This is a genomic window from Polaribacter batillariae (assembly GCF_017498485.1).
Classification (GTDB): Bacteria; Bacteroidota; Bacteroidia; order Flavobacteriales; family Flavobacteriaceae; genus Polaribacter; species Polaribacter batillariae.
Map to the genome: position 1 here is coordinate 3,546,496 of NZ_CP071795.1, position 19,211 is coordinate 3,565,706.

General features: G+C 31.2%; 17 protein-coding genes and 1 other RNA gene. 16 read left to right on the top strand and 2 right to left on the bottom strand.

Annotation, left to right across the window (positions count from 1 at the left end):
- Positions 1-3: 3 nt before the first annotated feature.
- The 6 genes from ffs (at position 4) to JL193_RS15595 (ending at position 5,549) form a co-directional block, all read left to right on the top strand.
- Positions 4-102: signal recognition particle sRNA small type (ffs, locus tag JL193_RS15570), an RNA gene on the top strand.
- Between the two features lie 352 nt (positions 103-454).
- Positions 455-1,258: an SDR family oxidoreductase gene (locus JL193_RS15575; protein WP_207971647.1), complete on the top strand. Its 804-nt coding sequence runs from the start codon at positions 455-457 to the stop codon at positions 1,256-1,258.
- A gap of 477 nt (positions 1,259-1,735) precedes the next feature.
- Positions 1,736-2,389: a fructose-6-phosphate aldolase gene (gene fsa / locus JL193_RS15580; protein WP_207971648.1), complete on the top strand. Its 654-nt coding sequence runs from the start codon at positions 1,736-1,738 to the stop codon at positions 2,387-2,389.
- 307 nt (positions 2,390-2,696) lie between these two features.
- Entirely contained in the window at positions 2,697-4,388 is a 1,692-nt protein-coding gene (gene menD, locus JL193_RS15585) for a 2-succinyl-5-enolpyruvyl-6-hydroxy-3-cyclohexene-1-carboxylic-acid synthase (protein ID WP_207971649.1), read from the top strand.
- Positions 4,388-4,852, top strand: a complete 465-nt coding sequence (locus tag JL193_RS15590; protein WP_207971650.1) for a S1 RNA-binding domain-containing protein — start codon at positions 4,388-4,390, stop codon at positions 4,850-4,852. Before menD ends, JL193_RS15590 begins: the two co-directional genes overlap by 1 nt.
- A gap of 4 nt (positions 4,853-4,856) precedes the next feature.
- Positions 4,857-5,549 carry a transporter gene (locus JL193_RS15595; RefSeq protein WP_207971651.1) on the top strand — a complete coding sequence of 231 codons (693 nt, stop codon included), beginning with the start codon at positions 4,857-4,859 and terminating at the stop codon, positions 5,547-5,549.
- 1 nt (position 5,550) lies between these two features.
- On the opposite strand, the gene JL193_RS15600 is transcribed toward JL193_RS15595, so the two are convergent.
- On the bottom strand, positions 5,551-6,711 hold the full coding sequence (locus tag JL193_RS15600; RefSeq protein WP_243456779.1) for an alpha/beta hydrolase-fold protein: 1,161 nt from the start codon (positions 6,709-6,711) through the stop codon (positions 5,551-5,553).
- A gap of 67 nt (positions 6,712-6,778) precedes the next feature.
- On the opposite strand from JL193_RS15600, the gene JL193_RS15605 reads away from it, so the two are divergent.
- From JL193_RS15605 to JL193_RS15650, 10 genes are all read left to right on the top strand, one after another.
- On the top strand, positions 6,779-7,618 hold the full coding sequence (locus JL193_RS15605; RefSeq protein WP_207971652.1) for a 1,4-dihydroxy-2-naphthoyl-CoA synthase: 840 nt from the start codon (positions 6,779-6,781) through the stop codon (positions 7,616-7,618).
- A gap of 147 nt (positions 7,619-7,765) precedes the next feature.
- Complete coding sequence (locus JL193_RS15610) at positions 7,766-8,374, top strand: fumarylacetoacetate hydrolase family protein (RefSeq protein WP_207971653.1); 609 nt, start codon at positions 7,766-7,768, stop codon at positions 8,372-8,374.
- 376 nt (positions 8,375-8,750) lie between these two features.
- Positions 8,751-9,992: a competence/damage-inducible protein A gene (locus JL193_RS15615; protein ID WP_207971654.1), complete on the top strand. Its 1,242-nt coding sequence runs from the start codon at positions 8,751-8,753 to the stop codon at positions 9,990-9,992.
- Positions 9,993-10,259: 267 nt separating this feature from the next.
- On the top strand, positions 10,260-10,499 hold the full coding sequence (gene rpmB, locus JL193_RS15620) for a 50S ribosomal protein L28 (protein WP_077809621.1): 240 nt from the start codon (positions 10,260-10,262) through the stop codon (positions 10,497-10,499).
- Positions 10,500-10,579: 80 nt separating this feature from the next.
- Entirely contained in the window at positions 10,580-10,762 is a 183-nt protein-coding gene (rpmG, locus tag JL193_RS15625) for a 50S ribosomal protein L33 (protein ID WP_138537223.1), read from the top strand.
- A 51-nt stretch (positions 10,763-10,813) separates the two neighbouring features.
- On the top strand, positions 10,814-10,966 hold the full coding sequence (locus JL193_RS15630) for a DUF4295 domain-containing protein (RefSeq protein WP_207971655.1): 153 nt from the start codon (positions 10,814-10,816) through the stop codon (positions 10,964-10,966).
- A 240-nt stretch (positions 10,967-11,206) separates the two neighbouring features.
- Positions 11,207-12,181 (top strand): signal recognition particle-docking protein FtsY, encoded by a 975-nt coding sequence (gene ftsY / locus JL193_RS15635; RefSeq protein WP_207971656.1) that lies wholly within the window; start codon positions 11,207-11,209, stop codon positions 12,179-12,181.
- 246 nt (positions 12,182-12,427) lie between these two features.
- A complete protein-coding gene (locus tag JL193_RS15640) occupies positions 12,428-14,077 on the top strand; it encodes an amidase family protein (RefSeq protein WP_207971657.1) in 1,650 nt (549 codons plus the stop codon).
- A gap of 59 nt (positions 14,078-14,136) precedes the next feature.
- The gene (gene rimO, locus JL193_RS15645) at positions 14,137-15,492 is read left to right on the top strand and encodes a 30S ribosomal protein S12 methylthiotransferase RimO (protein WP_207971658.1); all 1,356 of its coding nucleotides are present in this window, start codon (positions 14,137-14,139) and stop codon (positions 15,490-15,492) included.
- 169 nt (positions 15,493-15,661) lie between these two features.
- The gene (locus JL193_RS15650) at positions 15,662-16,399 is read left to right on the top strand and encodes a Dph6-related ATP pyrophosphatase (protein WP_207971659.1); all 738 of its coding nucleotides are present in this window, start codon (positions 15,662-15,664) and stop codon (positions 16,397-16,399) included.
- Positions 16,400-16,662: 263 nt separating this feature from the next.
- On the opposite strand, the gene JL193_RS15655 is transcribed toward JL193_RS15650, so the two are convergent.
- The gene (locus tag JL193_RS15655; protein ID WP_207971660.1) at positions 16,663-19,146 is read right to left on the bottom strand and encodes a M14 family metallopeptidase; all 2,484 of its coding nucleotides are present in this window, start codon (positions 19,144-19,146) and stop codon (positions 16,663-16,665) included.
- Between the last annotated feature and the right edge of the window lie 65 nt (positions 19,147-19,211).

A 19,211-nucleotide genomic window follows, 5' to 3' on the forward strand; every position in this document is an offset into this window, starting at 1 on the left:
CAGTGGCAAGTCCTACACAACTAGCTCCCTTTGAATCCCCCAGGGTGGGAACACAGCAAGGGTATTAGGTTGTAGCAGTGTGATGTAGATAGCTTGCCATTTTTTATGCCCTAAATTTAGATTAAATTTCTTTTTATTGATTTCTCGGTTGTCACGCTAAAAGCGACTCAAACGCGAGAGAGTAGCGATGCGCGAGATCCTTTCAGGAAGACAAACTGTGTGGGTAAAGTTGGACAGAAAAATAATTACAGAAATTACCAACCAGTTTTGTTACTCTGAAAGCGTCTCACATAAGAGTAAACAGCAAATCTTAGGATGCTTTCAAGATGACAAACTGTATATAAACTTTGCTTATAAAAATTACCCTTTCTTTATTAATATTTTAAGATATTTGCAAAACTTTAAAGTTCAACTACAAACATTGAATTTTAAACATTGAATTTGAAACCAAAATATGTCTAAAGTTGTTTTAGTTACTGGTGCTTCTTCTGGAATTGGAAAAGCAATTGCTTCTTTTTTATCAGAAAAAGGCTTTAAAGTGTATGGTACTAGCAGAAACCCTAAAAACATCGATTACTACAACTTTAAATTAATTGCTTTAGATGTTTTAAATATAGAAACCATTAAAACCGCAATAAATTCTATTATACATATCGAAGGAAAAATAGATATTCTTGTTAACAATGCAGGAATTGGAGTTACAGGACCTATTGAAGAAACCCCAACTAACGAAATGCGAAACGCATTTAATACCAATTTTTTTGGCGCAATTGATGTGATAAAAACTGTTTTGCCACACATGCGTGAGCAAAAATCGGGCTTAATTATAAACACAACTTCGATTGCTGGCTATATGGGTTTGCCTTTTAGAGGAATTTATTCGTCTTCTAAAGGAGCTTTAGAACTGGTTACAGAAGCCATAAGAATGGAGGTAAAAAGATACGGAATTAATTTGGTAAATGTAGCTCCAGGAGATTTTGCTACAGATATAATTTCACGAAGATACCATACACCACTTTTTAAAAACTCTGTGTATAAAGAAAACTACAAAGCCAATTTAGATTTAATGGATGCTCATGTAAATACTGGAAAAGATCCTATTGAAATGGCTAAAAAAATCTATAAAATTATCAATACTAAAAGTCCGAAAATTCATTATAAAGTAGGCGGATTTTTAGAAAAGTTTTCTATTGTTTTAAAACGAATTTTACCAGACACTTGGTTCGAGAAGTTATTAATGAATCATTATAAGTTATAAATACTTTTTTCAGACCTCACAGGTTTTTAAAACCTGTGAGGTCTTGTTGCGTTAGGTTTGTTGCTGAAATGTTCTTTTTCGAAATGACAAACGAATGTTATTTCGACTTTATGGAGAAATCTTAACAAAGTAAAGATTTCTCAATTTCACTACGTTTCATTCGAAATGACAAACTATTTACAAAAATTAATTTCTAAGGTTTTATATTGTTTATAAACTACTAATAAATCAATTCCCTTTTTAAAAGTAAAATCATTTTTGTTCTTATCTTTGTTGTTGGCAAATACGCTTGCGTTAGGGATTGAAGTGGCATCCTTTTTTTTTTTAAAAATTGTTCAGTATTTCTTTTAAATGAAAAATTAAACTAAATAATTGAGATACCGAAACAAGTTCAGCATAAAAAAAAGATATAACGTAAAGCCCGACCTTTTTAGGGAACGCCCAAATAATAGAAAAAATACAACTAAACATAAACAAATGAAATTTTTTATTGACACTGCAAATTTAGAACAAATTAAAGAGGCGCAAGCTTTAGGAATTTTAGATGGAGTTACTACAAATCCGTCTTTAATGGCAAAAGAAGGAATTACAGGAGAAGGAAATATTATTAACCATTATAAAGAAATTTGTGAGTTGGTAGATGGCGATGTTTCTGCAGAAGTAATTGCTACAGATTTCGAAGGTATGGTTAAAGAAGGAGAAGCTTTGGCGGCTTTAAACCCGCAAATTGTAGTAAAGTTACCCATGATAAAAGATGGTGTAAAAGCGTGTAAATATTTTTCGTCTAAAGGGATTAAAACAAACGTTACTTTAGTGTTTTCGGCTGGGCAAGCTTTATTGGCAGCAAAAGCAGGTGCAACTTTTGTTTCGCCATTTATTGGACGTTTAGACGATATTTCTACAGATGGTTTGAACTTAATTGCAGAAATTCGTCATATTTATGATAATTATGGTTTCGAAACTGAAATTTTAGCAGCGTCTGTGCGTCATACAATGCACGTTATAGATTGTGCAAAAATTGGTGCAGATGTTATGACAGGACCTTTAAGCGCAATTGAAGGTTTGCTAAAACACCCTTTAACAGATATTGGTTTGGCAAAGTTTTTGGCAGATTATAAAAAAGGAAACTAAAGCCCCTTTTAATTTCTCCAAAGGGGAAAATAGCAAGCTGAAAATAAAAATTTAAAAATAATAAGAAGCTATTTCCTGCTTTCCATTATATCTTTTTTACTTCTGTTCTCGATACAATTTTTCTTTCTTCGTCAGAAAAATCACTCGAAGTGACAGTAAAAAAGGATGTCATTTGAATCAGGGCTAAACTTGTTTAGTAGCAAATTGCAAAATTATAATCAGTTCTTATTTGTTGGTTTTTAGTACTTACTATTAACTAAAAAGCAACAACTAAAAACTTTTAAATCTTAAAAAAGATTTAAAAACAATGTATCCAAAAAAAGAACTCGCACAAATCGTAATTTCAGCATGTACGCAATTTAATGTTGATACTGTTGTAATTTCTCCAGGTTCACGAAATGCACCTTTAACGATTGGTTTTTCGAACCACCCAAAAATAGAAACCTTAAGTGTTGTAGATGAACGCTGTGCTGCATTTTTTGCTTTGGGCATTGCACAACAAACAAAAAAACCAGTTGCAGTTTTATGCACTTCAGGCTCTGCATTGTTAAATTATTATCCAGCAATTGCAGAAGCATTTTATAGCAGCATTCCTTTAGTGGTAATATCTGCAGACAGACCCAAACACTTAATTGATATTGGTGATGGACAAACTATTAGGCAAGAAAATGTATTTGAAAACCACATTTTATTTTCTGCAAATCTTGTAGAAAATGAAAAGTTTAAAACCAGAAACGCCCAATTAATAGGTGAAGCTTTACAAATTTCTGTTTCTCAGCAAGGTCCTGTGCATATAAATGTTCCTTTTGACGAGCCTTTGTATGAGACGGTTTCTAAATTGCAAGATTTTAGTTTTCCAAATGTCTCCTCGATCGCAGTCGAGAGGTTAGAATTAGTTCACGACAGCACTCGAACTGACAACATAGTTGATTATAAAAAATTAAGTTCTATCTGGAATTCTGCAGAAAAGAAAATGATTGTTGTAGGTGTAAATTATCCTGATAATGAATTGCACAATTTAATGGATTTATATGCGGAAGATGATTCTGTACTAATTTTAACAGAAACTACTTCAAATTTGCATCATAATAAGGCAGTAAATTCTATAGATCAATTAATTTTTTCTATGGAAGATACCGAGTTTAAAGAATTGCAGCCAAATATTTTAATTACCTTTGGCGGTATGATTGTTTCGAAAAGAATCAAACGTTTTTTAAGAGATTATCAACCAAAACATCATTGGAATATCGATGCTAAAAAAGCAACCAACACCTTTTTTTGTTTATCTGAATTTATACAAACCACACCTGTAGATTTTTTTTCTCATTTTAATAATTATATAAAACCTATACAAAGTACCTATCAACCAAAATGGTTAAAAATTAGAGACGATAGAAGAAAGAAGCATGCAAAATATTTTAAGAACATACCATATTCCGATTTTTCGGTTTTCGAGCAAGTTTTAAACCGCATTCCAAAAAACGGTCAACTTCAAATAAGCAACAGTTCTATTATAAGATATACGCAGCTTTTTACAATAAAAAGGTCGCTAACAGTTTTTTGTAATAGAGGCACAAGTGGTATCGATGGAAGCACTTCAACAGCAATTGGAGCTTCTTTTGCAAGCGAAAGGCAAACAATTTTTATAACTGGCGATTTAAGTTTTTTTTACGATGCTAATGCGTTATGGAATACAAACATTCCAAAGAATTTTAGAATTATTTTAATTAATAATTCTGGTGGTGGAATTTTTAAAATAATTCCAGGACCCAGAAGTACAAACGCCCATAAATATTTTGAAACACCACATACTTTAACTGCAGAACATTTGGCTAAAATGCATAATTTTAAATATGTAAAAGCACATTCTAAAGAAACTGTAGAAAAAGGTTTAGAAGGTTTTTTTGAAGCATCAGAAAGACCAAAAATATTAGAAATTTGTACGCCAAGTGAAGAAAATGATGTAACTTTAAAAGCCTATTTTAAATATATAAAATAATGGATTTACACGAAAAAGAAAACGATTTTAAGAAAGTGGAATACAACTTTAAAGAAGGAGATAAAGTAAATTTAGTGATTGAAAAAGAAACAGGTTTGGGATACACTGTTTTGATTAATAATGAGTTTAAAGGGTTGCTTTTTAGAAGCGAGGTTTTTCAAGAATTGGAAGAAAATATGGAAGTGACTGGCTATATTAAAAAGATTCGTGAAGATGGTAAAGTAGATGTTTCTCTTCGTCCACAAGGGTTTAGAAATGTTATAGATTCCGACACCGATAAAGTTTTAAGTAAATTAAAAGAAAGTAAAGAAAGTTTTTTATTGCTAACAGATAAAAGCTCACCAGACTCTATTCGTTTTCACTTGAAAATGAGTAAAAAAGCATTTAAAAAAGCAATTGGTAATTTATACAAACAAAAACGAATTGTTATTAAAGAAGATAGAATCGAATTGGTAAAAGAATAGAATTATGAAAAAGTTATTTTTTGCTGTTTTCATTTTTTGCTCAACGATAGCAAGTGCTCAATTTACAGAGTCGTTGTCTTCAGACAGGCCAGGGCAAGCCTTGTCTTCTAGTGTTGTTGGAAAAAATGTTTTTCAAATTCAGGCAGGTATCGATTATTTCGAGAGCACTTCAAACTTCTATCCAAGCTCATATTTTAGGTATGGTTTATCAGAAAGGTTCGAATTCAATACAGGAATAATTTTTTCTGGAAATAAATTTGCAGACGATTTAGAGTCTTTAACAATAGGAGCAAGGTATGTTTTAAATAGCAATTTAGAAGCTCATTTAAAATCTAGTTTACAGTTTTCTTATGATGTTGGCGCAACAAATAAAAACTCGCAATTAACTTATATTTTAGGAAGTTCTTTTTCTGAAAAACTTTCTTACACTGTCAACTTAGGAATTAATTTTGATAATGATTTCGGTGTAAATAACGGAATTTACATTTTTAATTTTTCATATGCATTTAATGATAAAACAGGAGTTTTTTTAGAACCTTTTGGCACCTTTTTAAAAAACAGCTTTCAGTTTAATCTCGATGCTGGAGTATATTATCTCGTTAACAATAATTTTCAGTTAGATTTTTTAATAGGCGAAAGCGATGGTTTTTTTACAGGAGCAGGTATTACTTGGAGAATTCCTTCGAAAAACAACTAATTTACTGTCCGCCCAATCTTAAAATATTTTCATAAAAAGCATCTGCATTTGGGTTTGATGGATCCATTTTTCCATATCCAATTTTGTAATATTTTAAAGCTCTTCTAATATCTTTTCCTTTTTCATAATACCTGCCCAAATAATAATCTCCTAAAGGTGAAGTTGGAAAAAGTTTCAGAATCATTTTTCCAAAATTTAATAATTGATCTCCATTTTCTTTTTCGATAATTATTTTTTCAATCGCATAAATATCTCTTTCTCTAATTCCTAAATTACTTCCAAAGAGAAATTCAATTTCAAGATATTTATTTTCTAAATACGCAATTGCATCAATAGGAGAGAGGTCTTTTACTTTTGTATCGAATTCTTCTTTAGAAATGGCAGAGTAAATTTCAAAGGTTTTAGTTAATGCTCTAGGAATTGCTTCCGCAATTGCAGAAATAGGACTTGCAGTAGCTATGTGATCGTTAATAATATTAAAATTATTGATACCTAATCCGCTTAATGCATTTTGCAATTCTTTAATTTTTAGCTGTTTAGCCTCAGTAAAAGAGTTAGAATTGTTTGTGTAAAAGTAAAAAGTGTTATCTTCTTTTTGATATCTTTCTAAGTTAAAAGATTGAAGCTGGTTTCCAATAAAATCAGAAAAAGTAGGATTTATGCAGATGTAAGAATTTATAAATGGCTTTTCTTCTCTTAAAAATTGAGCGATTAAATTTGCAGAAGTTCCTTCTCCAATAATAGAAATAAAAGGAGAGGTTTTATAATTCGTTTCAATATCAAAAATCACTTCATTTTTTATAAATTGATAAAATTTCTTATTATTTGTCGTTAAATTTTCGTTATTTAAATTAAAATAGGTGTCAATTTTTCGTGTTTTTGCCATTTCAATTCCTACAACAATTTGTTCAGGAGCTTTGTCTTTAGCAGCAAATAAAACCGAGTTTCCTACGTAAGTATCAAATAAATATTCGGCATCTAAAACAATGGCTAAAGGATAATTTTTCTCTTTAGTTTTATCATAACCTTCTGGTAAATAAATTCTTATGGTTCTTTTTGAATCTACAAAGTCAGATACAATTGTTTTTTTAATAATTTTTTGTGAAAAAGTACAAATAGAAAAAAGTAAAAATATTAACGGAAGCGATTTCTTAATCATCATTTAGAATGTTTATTTTCGTAAGCAATAATGTTTTGTTCTGTTTATAGAACGACCAAAATACAAAAATATGATACAACCTGAATGGAAAACTGCCAAAGAGTATGAAGATATTACTTACAAGAAATGTAAGGGTGTTGCAAGAATAGCATTTAACAGACCCAATGTTAGAAATGCCTTTCGTCCTAAAACAACATCAGAATTGTATGATGCATTTTACGATGCTGGTGAAGATGTAAATATTGGAGTAGTATTACTTTCTGCAGAAGGACCAAGTAGCAAAGATGGAGTGTATTCTTTTTGTTCTGGAGGCGATCAAAAAGCACGTGGCCATCAAGGTTATGTAGGTGAAGATGGTTACCACCGATTAAATATTCTTGAAGTACAGCGTTTAATAAGATTTATGCCAAAAGCAGTTATTGCTGTGGTTCCAGGATGGGCAGTTGGTGGAGGTCATAGTTTACATGTAGTATGCGATTTAACTTTAGCTAGTAAAGAACACGCTATTTTTAAGCAAACAGATGCAGATGTAACTTCTTTTGATGGGGGGTATGGTTCTGCATATTTAGCCAAAATGGTAGGACAAAAAAAAGCGAGAGAAATTTTCTTTTTAGGAAGAAATTATTCTGCACAAGAAGCGTATGAAATGGGCATGGTAAATGCAGTAATTCCTCACGAAGCATTAGAAAGTACGGCTTACGAATGGGCACAAGAAATTTTAGCAAAATCGCCAACATCTATAAAAATGCTAAAATTCGCGATGAATTTAACAGATGATGGTATGGTTGGGCAACAAGTTTTTGCAGGAGAAGCAACACGTTTAGCTTATATGACAGATGAAGCAAAAGAAGGCAGAGATGCATTTTTAGAAAAACGCAAACCCAATTTTCCTAAAAAGTGGATTCCATAGTCGGTTAGCAGTAAATAAGTATTCAGTTGGCAGTCTCAGTTTTCAGTACTTAGTAAATATGAATAATTTTTAGTTAATTAATATAAAGAGAATAAATTAAACACAAGAGTGTTTTTTCCCCTTAGGGGAAATTAAAAGGGGCTTTTTATGAAAATAATTTGTATTGGGCGCAATTACGCAAAACATATCGAAGAATTGGCCAACGAAAGACCAGACAATCCTGTGGTTTTTCTAAAACCAGATTCTGCCATTTTGCCAAGAAAAAACCCATTTTTTATTCCGCCTTTTTCTAATGATGTACATTACGAAGTAGAGGTTTTAGTAAAAATTAATAAAGTTGGAAAATATATTGATACTAAATTTGCTCATAAATATTATAACGAAATAGGCTTAGGTATCGATTTTACAGCAAGAGATGTACAAGCAAAATGCAAAGAAAAAGGGTTGCCCTGGGAAAAGGCCAAGGCGTTTGATGGTAGTGCAGTTGTCGGCGAGTTTTACCCAAAAGAAACATTCGATTTAGAAAACTTACAATTTCAATTGTATAAGAACGATGAGTTAGTTCAAGATGGAAATACCAATGCGATGCTATGGAAAACAGATGAGCTAATTGCCTATGTATCGCAATATTTTACCCTAAAAAAAGGAGACATTATTTTTACAGGAACACCAGCAGGAGTTGGTAAAGTTACCGAAAATGACGTTTTAAAAGGCGTGATTAAAGACAAAGAAGCTTTTCATATAAAAGTAAAATAGGTTTGATAAATACAAATAATTACATCCATTTTTATTGGAATTTGAAATGAAATAAGAAAATAAGATGGAATATTTAAGTTATATTTTTATTTTTTATGTAGGTTTTTATTTTTTCAGATTAGCAGAAAATCATCAAAAAAATAAATGGCTATATGGTTTTTTAGGAATAATAACTTACTACTCAAGCAGTATTATATTTATGTTATACTTAAAAATTTTTCTTGAAGAAGAAATTGGCGATTTCGGTTTTGTTTCAATTAGCATGAAATCTTTTTTAATAGGTTTATTAAGTGTTTTTTTTATTTCAATCGCTTAGTTTTATTTGGAGCAGAAAGAAAAAAAATAAAGAAAAAAACATAGAAAAAATAGGAAAAGAATGAAAGCAGAAATCATTACCATTGGAGACGAGATTTTAATCGGACAAATTGTAGATACCAATTCACAATGGATTGGGCAACAATTAAACAAGATAGGAGTTTCCGTGTATCAGATTTCTTCCATTCAAGATAACGAGCAACACATTTTAAACGCTTTTAAAGAAGCACAAGAAAGAGTAGATATTGTAATTGTAACAGGAGGTTTAGGGCCAACAAAAGACGATATTACCAAAAAAACCATTGCTAAATTTTTTAATGACGATAAAATTGTAGAATATCCAGAAGTTGTAGCACATATAAAAGAACTCTTCAAAAAAATAAATCATCCATTTAAAGAAATACAACGAACACAAGCACAATTGCCATCCAAAGCAACCTTATTAAAAAACAATTTTGGGACGGCTCCTGGCATGTGGTTTTTCGAAAAAAACACCGTTTTTGTATCACTTCCAGGAGTTCCTTACGAAATGAAAGGATTAATTACAAATGAAGTACTACCAAGAATTCAAAAACAATTTAAATTGCCATACATACTTCATAAAACAATAATGACGTATGGGCAAGGAGAAAGTACCATTGCAGAAAGAATCGAAGATTTCGAAAACAATTTACCAAACTATATCAAGTTAGCATATTTACCATCTTTTGGCAAAGTGCGTTTGCGTTTATCTGCCTTTGGCGCAAATAAAGAGGTTTTAGAACAAGAGTTAAACTCTAAAGTAAAAGAAGTTTACAAACAAATACCAGAAATTATTACAGGTTTAGATGACGATTTTTCATTAGAAAAAAGAATAGGAGAACTATTAAAAGCAAAAAACCAAACAATTGCAACAGCAGAAAGCTTAACAGGAGGTAAAATAGCAGCTACTTTAGTATCAGTAGAAGGTTCATCAGCTTATTATAAAGGTAGTTTTGTAACCTACTCAGAGGAAACAAAAATTAATTTATTAAATGTTTCCACAGAAACCATTAAAAAACATACAGTTGTAAGTAAAGAAGTAGCTTTAGCAATGGCAAAAGGGGCCAAAGAAAAACTAAAAACAAATTATGTAATTGCGGTTACAGGAAACGCAGGACCAACCATAGATAATACCGATAAAAGTGTTGGTGTTGTTTACATCGCATTAATTTCCGATGAAAAGGAAATCGTAGCAGAATTTAATTTTGGGCAACCAAGAGAAAAGGTAATCAATAGAACCGTTAGTAAAGCATTAGAAATGTTGCACAAAGAATTGTCTTAGTTGTATATTTTGAATGAAAAAATATTCAAAAATGTAGGTTCAAGTGATTTTAAAAAACAAAAAAAGGTGTCGAGAACTATTTAAAAACGAAAGCTCTTACTCACGATACAAATTAGCTCATTTCAATCGTAAAATTTACTCGAATTAATAGAATTTTATCGAAATGCGATAAAGATTAAAAAATTAGTAAAATTGTTTTGTTCAATATTGTAATTATTTGTAGATTTGCACCTCGTTTAGAGATAACACTAAAAAACTGTCGAAAAGATGTCTAGAGTTTGTGAATTAACAGGTAAAAAAGCAATGGTTGGAAACAACGTTTCTCACGCTTTAAATAGAACCAAAAGAAAGTTTGACGCTAATTTAATGACCAAGCGTTTTTACATTCCAGAAGAAGATAAATGGATTACTTTAAAAGTATCTGCTTCTGCACTAAAAAATATTAACAAGAAAGGAATTTCTGCAGTTATAAAAGAGGCGAGAGCTAACGGATTTTTAACTAAATAATTATTAAGTCGCAGTTTACAGTTTCGGTTTCCAGTTGCAAAACTTTAAACTTTAAACTTTAAACTTTTTAAACTAAAGAGATGGCAAAAAAAGGGAACAGAGTTCAAGTAATTTTAGAATGTACAGAGCACAAAGCAACTGGTAAACCAGGTACTTCTAGATACATTACAACTAAGAACAAGAAGAACAGTCCAGATAGAATGGAAATTAAAAAATTCAACCCTATCTTAAATAAAATGACTGTTCACAAAGAAATTAAGTAATTTAAATATCTAGAACTCAGAACAGAGCACATAGATTAAAACATTTATACAATGGCAAAAAAATCAGTAGCATCGTTACAAACAGGATCAAAAAGATTAAGTAAAGCTATCAAAATGGTAAAATCTCCAAAAACAGGAGCTTACACATTTGTAGAATCTATCATGGATCCTGCAGAAGTAGATAACTTTTTAGCAAAAAAATAATTATTTACCCATAAAATTTAAAAACTACTTTCTAATTTTAGAAAGTAGTTTTTTTTGTGCCTTATTATTGCGTATTTTTGGGTGTTCCCTTTCAGGTCGGGCTTTCGGCAGTCGCTCTTTTCAAGGAGCTCCAACAAAGCCTCAATCGCTAACACAAAAGGTAATTTTAATGACATTTTGACCAAACCAAACAAATGGCACATTTTTTAATGTACCACTATTAGTGTATAAAAAATAAATATGAGCTTTTTTAAAAAAATATTTTCGAAAGAAAAAAAGGAAACATTAGATAAAGGGTTAGAGAAAACAAGTACCAATTTCTTTGACAAACTAACCAAAGCAGTTGCAGGAAAATCTAAAGTAGATGACGACGTTTTAGATAATTTAGAAGAAGTTTTAGTAGCATCTGATGTTGGTGTAAATACCACACTAAAAGTTATAGAGAGAATAGAAAAACGAGTTGCTAGAGATAAATATGTTGGTACAGACGAGTTAAACAAAATTCTAAGAGAAGAAATTGCAGGTTTATTATCGGAAACCAATGTTGGTAACGAAACCGAATTTACCATACCAGAAATTCCTAATAATACCGAAGGCAAAAAAATGCCTTATGTTTTAATGGTGGTTGGCGTAAATGGTGTTGGTAAAACAACAACCATTGGTAAACTAGCTGCACAATTTAAAAAACAAGGTTTAAAAGTTGTTTTAGGAGCCGCAGATACCTTTAGAGCTGCAGCCATAGATCAATTACAGGTTTGGGCAGATAGAACAGGAGTGCCAATTGTTCGTCAAGAAATGGGGTCAGACCCAGCTTCTGTAGCTTTTGATACCTTAACTTCTGCAGTAAAACAAAATGCAGATGTTGTAATTATAGATACTGCTGGTCGTTTGCATAACAAAGTGAATTTAATGAATGAGTTGACCAAAATTAAACGTGTAATGCAAAAAGTAGTGGACAATTCTCCACACGACGTTTTATTGGTTTTAGATGGTTCTACAGGGCAAAATGCATTTGAACAAGCCAAACAATTTACCCTAGCAACAGAAGTAACCTCTTTGGCAGTTACCAAATTAGACGGAACAGCTAAAGGTGGCGTTGTTATTGGAATTTCCGACCAATTTAAAATACCCGTAAAGTATATTGGAGTAGGAGAAGGTATAGACGATTTACAGGTTTTTAATAAAATAGAATTTGTAGATTCTTTTTTTAAGTAGAAATATTCTTTATTAAATAAATTAGAAGAGGCTGTCGCAAAAGCATTAGAATTTGTCATTTCGACTGTAATAGATAAATCTTATTTATTGAATATTTGTCATTTCGACTGTAATTGAGAAATCTTATTCATTAAATTTCAATATTTTATATTTTCTCGACTTCACTCAAAATAACAGCTAAATTATTTTCGAGATAGCTTCTTTTTTCTTTCTTATCTTTGACCATCAAAAAAAATTATAATAATAATGAAAAAAATACTATTAGTTGCCTTATTCATATCTTCTGTTGTTAGTTGTCAGCAAAAAGAAGAAGTTGTTCTTAAAGATGCTTTCAAAAAATATGATGAAACAGAAGCTTTAGCAAAATCGCAAAAAAACGAAAGTGGACGAATGAAGTTTAAACTCATTCAATCTAAATATTTAGATATGAATACAGTGTATAAACCGTTTCAAAAAGAATTGGCTGGTTTTTCTGAAGAAAATTATGAAGCATTAAAACCATTAATTTTAGAACAAAATATTCCAAATCTTCAAAAAAACGTAAAAGAAGGAAAATTATCTTACGAAAAACTAACCCTTTTTTATCTCTACAGAATTCGAAAATTCGAAAGCGATTCTACCTTATCTTTAAATAGTATTATTGCTCTAAATCCAAATGTATTAGAAGAAGCAAGAGAAAAAGACAAGAATAAAACAGAGGTTTCTGAATTTTCTATCTATGGAATGCCAATTTTGTTAAAAGACAATATCAACACAAAAGATATGAATACAACTGCTGGAGCCATTGTTTTGGCAGATAATAAAACTGCTGAAGATGCATTTATTGTTCAAAAATTAAGAGAAAATGGTGCAATTATTTTAGGAAAGGTAAATTTAAGTGAATGGGCATATTTTTTCTGTAATGGTTGTCCTTTAGGGTACTCTGCAGTTGGCGGACAAACCTTAAATCCTTATGGAAGAGGAAAGTTCGAAACTGGTGGAAGTTCTTCAGGAAGTGGCGTTACAGTCGCAGCAAATTTCGCAGTTGCAGCTGTAGGTACAGAAACTGCTGGTTCTATTACTTCCCCATCAAGTCAAAATTCTGTAGTAGGCTTAAAACCAACCATTGGTGTTTTAAGTAGAAGTGGAATTGTGCCAATTTCTTCTACTTTAGATACTCCTGGACCCATGACAAAAAATGTTATAGATAATGCCATTTTTATGAATGCTTTAAGAGGTTACGATAAAAAGGATGCTGCTTCAAAAAAAATAGAAGAAGACTATGTACAAAACGGTTTTTCAAATAAATTTAGAGACAGAAAAATTGGAGTTATAAAACAATTATTGTCGGATGATATTTACAAAACTACTGTCGAGAAATTAAAAAAAGTAGGTGTCGAAATTATAGAAATTACACCACCAGAAATTTCTTTCGATGGTTTTGTTACGCTACTAAATATAGATATGAAACACGACTTACCAAAATATCTAAAAAACGATGCCAGTAAAAATATTAAGGTAAAAAGTGTAAAAGATATTGTAAATTTTAATAAAAAAGATTCCATTTTAAGAGCACCTTATGGGCAACAATTATTCGAAGGAATTGTAAACGATAAAACAACTCTAAACGAACTAGAAGTTGTAAAAAAGAACTTAAATTCAGAAGGTAAGAAGTTTTTACAAGCGTTAAATAACGAGAAATTAGATGCTATTTTATCGATAAACAATTATCATTCAGGCATTGCTGCAGTTGCTAAATATCCAACATTAACAGTTCCTATGGGATATAAAAAATCAGGAGAACCTGTAAGTTTAACTTTTATCGGAGTTCCTTTTTCCGAAAGAAAATTATTAGAAATAGGGTATGCTTTCGAGCAATTAACAAAAGTTAGAAAAATGCCTAAAAACTATCAATAAAAGCATTTACGAATCATTTTAAAACGCGTATTTTTGCGTTCGCTTAAAACAAAAAGATAATGCGTACAAAAACCATCAAAAAAAATAAAATTAACGTGGTTACTTTAGGTTGTTCTAAAAACATTTACGATTCGGAAGTGTTAATGGGGCAATTAAAAGCCAATGGTAAAAACGTGGTGCACGAAGACGAAAATGATGATGGAAATATCGTGGTAATTAATACCTGTGGTTTTATTGGAAAAGCAAAAGAAGAATCTATCGATACGATTTTGCATTATGCAAACAGAAAAGAAGCTGGCGAAATCGATAAAGTGTTTGTTTCTGGATGTTTAAGCGAGCGTTACAAACCAGATTTAGAAGAACAAATTCCTAATATAGACCAATATTTTGGGACACACGATTTGCCCAATTTATTAAAGGTTTTAGAAGCAGATTACAAACACGAATTAATTGGAGAACGCTTAACAACAACACCAAAACACTACGCATATTTAAAAATTGCAGAAGGTTGTGATAGGCCTTGCTCGTTTTGTGCCATTCCTTTAATGAGAGGAAAACATGTTTCTACACCTATTGAAGATATTGTTACAGAGGCAACAAAATTGGCAGAAAAAGGTATCAAAGAAATCATGTTAATCGCACAAGATTTAACTTATTACGGATTAGATATTTACAAAAAACGTGCTTTGGCAGATTTGTTAGAAGCCCTTGTAAAGGTAGATGGAATCGAATGGATTCGTATGCATTACGCGTTTCCAACGGGTTTTCCAATGGACGTTTTAGAAGTGATGAAACGCGAACCAAAAGTGTGTAATTATTTAGACATTCCTTTACAACACATTAATACAGAGCTATTAAAGTCGATGAAACGTGGAACAACACACGAAAAAACAACGGCTTTAATTCGTAAGTTTAGAGAAGTTGTTCCAGAAATGGCCATTAGAACGACCTTAATTGTAGGATATCCTGGAGAAACAGAAGAAATGTTTCAAGAACTAAAAGATTGGGTAGAAGAAATGCGTTTCGAGCGTTTAGGGGCTTTTGAATATTCGCACGAAGAAAATACTGGAGCCTATGCTTTAGAAGACAATGTGCTTGCAGAAGTGAAATTTAAACGTGTGAATAAAATTATGGAAATTCAGTCTCAAATTTCTTGGGAATTGAATCAACAAAAAATAGGCAAAACTTTTAAATGTTTGTTCGATAGAAAAGATGGAGAATATTTTTACGGAAGAACAGAATTTGATTCGCCAGATGTAGATAACGATGTTTTAGTGGATGCCAAAAAACACTATATTAAAATAGGAGAGTTTATAGACGTAAAAATTTACGATGCTGGAGATTACGATTTGTATGGAATCCCTGTGAAAAAGCAAGAAAAACCTGTTCCTTTGAATCAAAGAAAAAATAAGTAACAAAAAAACGATTGAAAGAACGATTTTTTTTGTTTGATTAAACCTACAATTTTTTTTCAATTCTCCTGCAAGGTTTCCAAAACTTCCTGCAAGGTTTCCAAAACCTTGTAGATATTATTATCATTTTATTTGTAACTTGATTTTTGGTATTTTTTTTGAAAATAATACGATGAAAAAAACATATTTTAATTGGAGCTCAGGAAAAGATTCTGCTTTGGCATTGTATAAAATGCAACAAAACCCCGATTATAAAATTAGTTTATTAATTACTACTGTAAATGAAGATTACAAACGTGTTTCTATGCACGGTTTACGAGAAGAGTTACTCGAAAAACAAACAGCATCTTTAGGAATTCCACTTCAAAAAATTTCGTTTCCTGCAAATGTTACAATGACTTCTTATTCAGATACGATGAAAACTGCGATGGCATCTTTAGTCGAAAAAGAATATAAATATGCTGTTTTTGGTGATATTTTTTTGGAAGATTTAAAACAATATCGCGATTCTAAATTAAAGGAAGTAGGCATTAAAGGTATATATCCACTTTGGAAAAAAGACACAAAAGAAATAATAACCGAATTTTTAGCATTGGGTTTTAAAGCAATAACGGTTTGTGTAAATGCAAAATTGTTAGGCGAAGAATTTGTGGGGAGAATTATAGATGAACAGTTTGTAAAAGATTTACCAAAAAATGTAGATGTTTGTGGAGAAAATGGCGAGTTTCATACCTTTGTTTTTGATGGTCCTAATTTTAACAAACCTGTAGATTTTATCGTTGGAGAAAAAACTTTACGTACCTACACTTTGCATAATAATGATGACGACAATTGTTATACATCTAAAGATAAAAAAGAAGAGAAAAACTACGATACCAGCTTTTGGTATTGCGATTTAATTCCGAAATAAATTTCTGCAAGGTTTTAATTCTTCTGCAAGGTTGTCAAAACCTTGTAGGTGTAATCATTTTATCTGCAACCTGATTTTATAGACCTAGAAGGTTTTGGAAATTTTACAGAAAGCCAACAAATATGCAATTCGCGTTAGGGATTGCAACGACATCCTTTTTAGTTGTCAGTTCGAGTGAATTTGTGAAGAAAGAACAAATTTATATCGAGAACAAAACTAAAAAGATATAGTGGAAAGCCCGTTAAAACGTCCAAATAAAAATATTATTTTAATTTATCGGAATTTAAAAGAAAAACGGCATTCGCTACAAATAACTTTCCATTTTCCCAAAAAGCTCTAAATAAAGGATTGTCCACCATATAAATAACACTTCCATTTCCCATAGGTTGCTCGCCAATAAACAACGATTTTGGTACATTTTTTACAGCTTTACTACCTGCATAACCAGAAACATTTTTTGTGTTTTTGTCGAAATAACCAACATTGTAACCATCTTTTAGATATTCGTAAGAAGTTCCGCCTAATTTTAGAGAAAAATATTCTTTTCCATAACCAAAAGCCAATGGATGTGTATTGTCTAAAGTAGTTTTAAAAATGCTTCCTGTAATTAAATTGGCAACGCTTTTTCTTTCTCTATCTGCAAATGCCGTTAAATTATCGTGTTTTTCGTCTTTTTTATCTTCGGAAACCTTTGTTTTTAAAGAGAAACCATCTTTGTTTGCAAAACTACTAACCGCATTTCCAATAGCAATTAAAGTACCTCCAGAACGTGTCCATTTTTTTACTTTTTCTAAAGTAGATTTGTTTAAAACTGAATTGTAATACCCATTAGGCATGATAATTACATCGTATTTTGAGAGGTCTGTGTAAGAGAAATCGTTTGAATTGATGTTTGTAATAGGATATTTTAATTGTGTTTCAAAAAAGTGCCAAACTTCTCCAAAACTTAACGAAGAGGTTGCTTTACCAGAAATAACTGCAATTTTTTGTTTGTTGATTGGTTTTACAGAAGCCGAACCAAAATCTACGCCAGATTGAGAAAAACCTGAGGAAACAGGGGTTAATTGGCGCATATTTCTATCCGCAATTTTTATCAATTTAGCATCAAAGCTATCATCTCTATTGTCATTTCTTAAAATGATTAATGTGCCTTCTTTATATGATTTTCCGTCTGCAGAAAATGCTTTTTGTGTAAATCTTGGTACAATATCATTTTTTAATAAATCTGCTAAAAATGTAGCATCCTCTATGCTATTCCATTTCGAAATATATGCGTAAGCAGATGTATTTATACTATTATTCATAAAATTTTTGCCTTTATTAGCAGAAGAATTTACTTTAGAAGTAGAAGCAACAGCGTTAATTCCGTGTGCGTAAGGCAAGGACCAAGCAGTAATATCGTAGGTTAAAGAATCTACTAATTTGGCATTTGGTTCGAATAAAACTTTTACCATTTTACCTTTTGGTTGATTGGTGTGAATAACCAAATCGTTTGTAGAAGTATTAAATTTTTCGGTTTTTTGATTTTCGTAATTGTAGCCTTTTACAGAACCATTTGTAGCATTTTCGTACTTAATTTCGTGTTTGTCTAATAAGGTTTTTAAACGGTTGATTTTATCTTCATTATCGTTTTTTAAAACATAACTTTTATAATTTAAATTAGAATTATTAAAGAATTTCTTGAATTCGATATTTAGTTTTGTTGCATTTTGTGAAGAAATTTCAACAGTAGATAAACCAGTGGTCATGTGATGAATGGCTCTGTCTTTAAGTGTTAAAACTTCTCCTTCGTCGGTATTTATTCCCAAACCAGCCATTCCATGTCCTGCTTGTTCATAAGTCATTCCAATGGCACCCATGTATGTTGGATAGGTATCTCCATAACTAGGGTATAATAAATCGAAACTTTCTTTTGTAAAATACAACCAACCTTCTTTGTCGAAATATTTTGCGTGATTTTTGCCTATTTGTGTTTGAAAATTGCGCTGCCAATCTGTAATTATTTCATGAAAAGGTTTTGCAGCTGGTGCAAAATAATACGGATTATTAATGTATTGTTCGTGAAAATCTACATGAATATGTGGCATCCATTTGTTGTACATTTTAATTCTTTGTGCAGATTCTACTTGCGTAACCCAAGCCCAATCTCTATTTAAATCGAATAAATAATGGTTGGGTCTTCCACCTGGCCAAGGTTCTCTGTGCTCTTTCGCGTTTTGATCTGCGTTAAAAGGTGTACTTTTTACTTGATTGTACCAATTTACATACCTGTCTCGCCCATCAGGATTTATACATGGATCTATAATTACAATCGTATTTTCTAGCCACTCTTTTTTGTTGGTAACCAGTTCGTAAAGTGTTAACATAGAAGCTTCTGTACTTGATGCTTCATTTCCATGAACGTTGTAACTCAACCAAACAATAGCTATATTATTATTGGCATTTCCAGCAATAATTCCGGTTTGAGAAAGGTTGTCTTTTCTAATTTGGTCTAAATTATTAATATTTTCTTGCGAAGAAATGTAGCTTAAATACAAGGGTCTGTGTTCGTTCGTTTCTCCGTATTTTTCCATTTTAACGTTCGATAAAGTTTTGCTAACGTATTGGAAATAGTCTATAACTCGATGATGTCTAGTAAAACGAGAACCGATTTCGTAACCTAAAAATTCGGATGGAGATTGCAGCGTTTGAGAAAAAAATGTTCCAGTAAAAAGAATAAGAACGAGTAAAAATGCTTTAAATTTCATGTAAATAATAAATTAGAAAACCAAAAGTAAGCATTATTTTTTTTAATATTTTAAACTCTTTTTTT

What these genes read in the sequence shown, in the direction of transcription:
- rpmB (WP_077809621.1), top strand. Translation starts at nt 10,260, where the DNA reads ATGTCTAGAGTTTGTGAATTAACAGGTAAAAAAGCAATGGTTGGAAAC.
- JL193_RS15600 (WP_243456779.1), bottom strand. Translation starts at nt 6,711, where the DNA reads ATGATGATTAAGAAATCGCTTCCGTTAATATTTTTACTTTTTTCTATT.
- JL193_RS15590 (WP_207971650.1), top strand. Translation starts at nt 4,388, where the DNA reads ATGGATTTACACGAAAAAGAAAACGATTTTAAGAAAGTGGAATACAAC.
- JL193_RS15630 (WP_207971655.1), top strand. Translation starts at nt 10,814, where the DNA reads ATGGCAAAAAAATCAGTAGCATCGTTACAAACAGGATCAAAAAGATTA.
- rimO (WP_207971658.1), top strand. Translation starts at nt 14,137, where the DNA reads ATGCGTACAAAAACCATCAAAAAAAATAAAATTAACGTGGTTACTTTA.
- JL193_RS15615 (WP_207971654.1), top strand. Translation starts at nt 8,751, where the DNA reads ATGAAAGCAGAAATCATTACCATTGGAGACGAGATTTTAATCGGACAA.
- JL193_RS15655 (WP_207971660.1), bottom strand. Translation starts at nt 19,146, where the DNA reads ATGAAATTTAAAGCATTTTTACTCGTTCTTATTCTTTTTACTGGAACA.
- JL193_RS15640 (WP_207971657.1), top strand. Translation starts at nt 12,428, where the DNA reads ATGAAAAAAATACTATTAGTTGCCTTATTCATATCTTCTGTTGTTAGT.
- ftsY (WP_207971656.1), top strand. Translation starts at nt 11,207, where the DNA reads ATGAGCTTTTTTAAAAAAATATTTTCGAAAGAAAAAAAGGAAACATTA.
- JL193_RS15650 (WP_207971659.1), top strand. Translation starts at nt 15,662, where the DNA reads ATGAAAAAAACATATTTTAATTGGAGCTCAGGAAAAGATTCTGCTTTG.
- JL193_RS15610 (WP_207971653.1), top strand. Translation starts at nt 7,766, where the DNA reads ATGAAAATAATTTGTATTGGGCGCAATTACGCAAAACATATCGAAGAA.
- JL193_RS15575 (WP_207971647.1), top strand. Translation starts at nt 455, where the DNA reads ATGTCTAAAGTTGTTTTAGTTACTGGTGCTTCTTCTGGAATTGGAAAA.
- rpmG (WP_138537223.1), top strand. Translation starts at nt 10,580, where the DNA reads ATGGCAAAAAAAGGGAACAGAGTTCAAGTAATTTTAGAATGTACAGAG.
- menD (WP_207971649.1), top strand. Translation starts at nt 2,697, where the DNA reads ATGTATCCAAAAAAAGAACTCGCACAAATCGTAATTTCAGCATGTACG.
- fsa (WP_207971648.1), top strand. Translation starts at nt 1,736, where the DNA reads ATGAAATTTTTTATTGACACTGCAAATTTAGAACAAATTAAAGAGGCG.
- JL193_RS15605 (WP_207971652.1), top strand. Translation starts at nt 6,779, where the DNA reads ATGATACAACCTGAATGGAAAACTGCCAAAGAGTATGAAGATATTACT.
- JL193_RS15595 (WP_207971651.1), top strand. Translation starts at nt 4,857, where the DNA reads ATGAAAAAGTTATTTTTTGCTGTTTTCATTTTTTGCTCAACGATAGCA.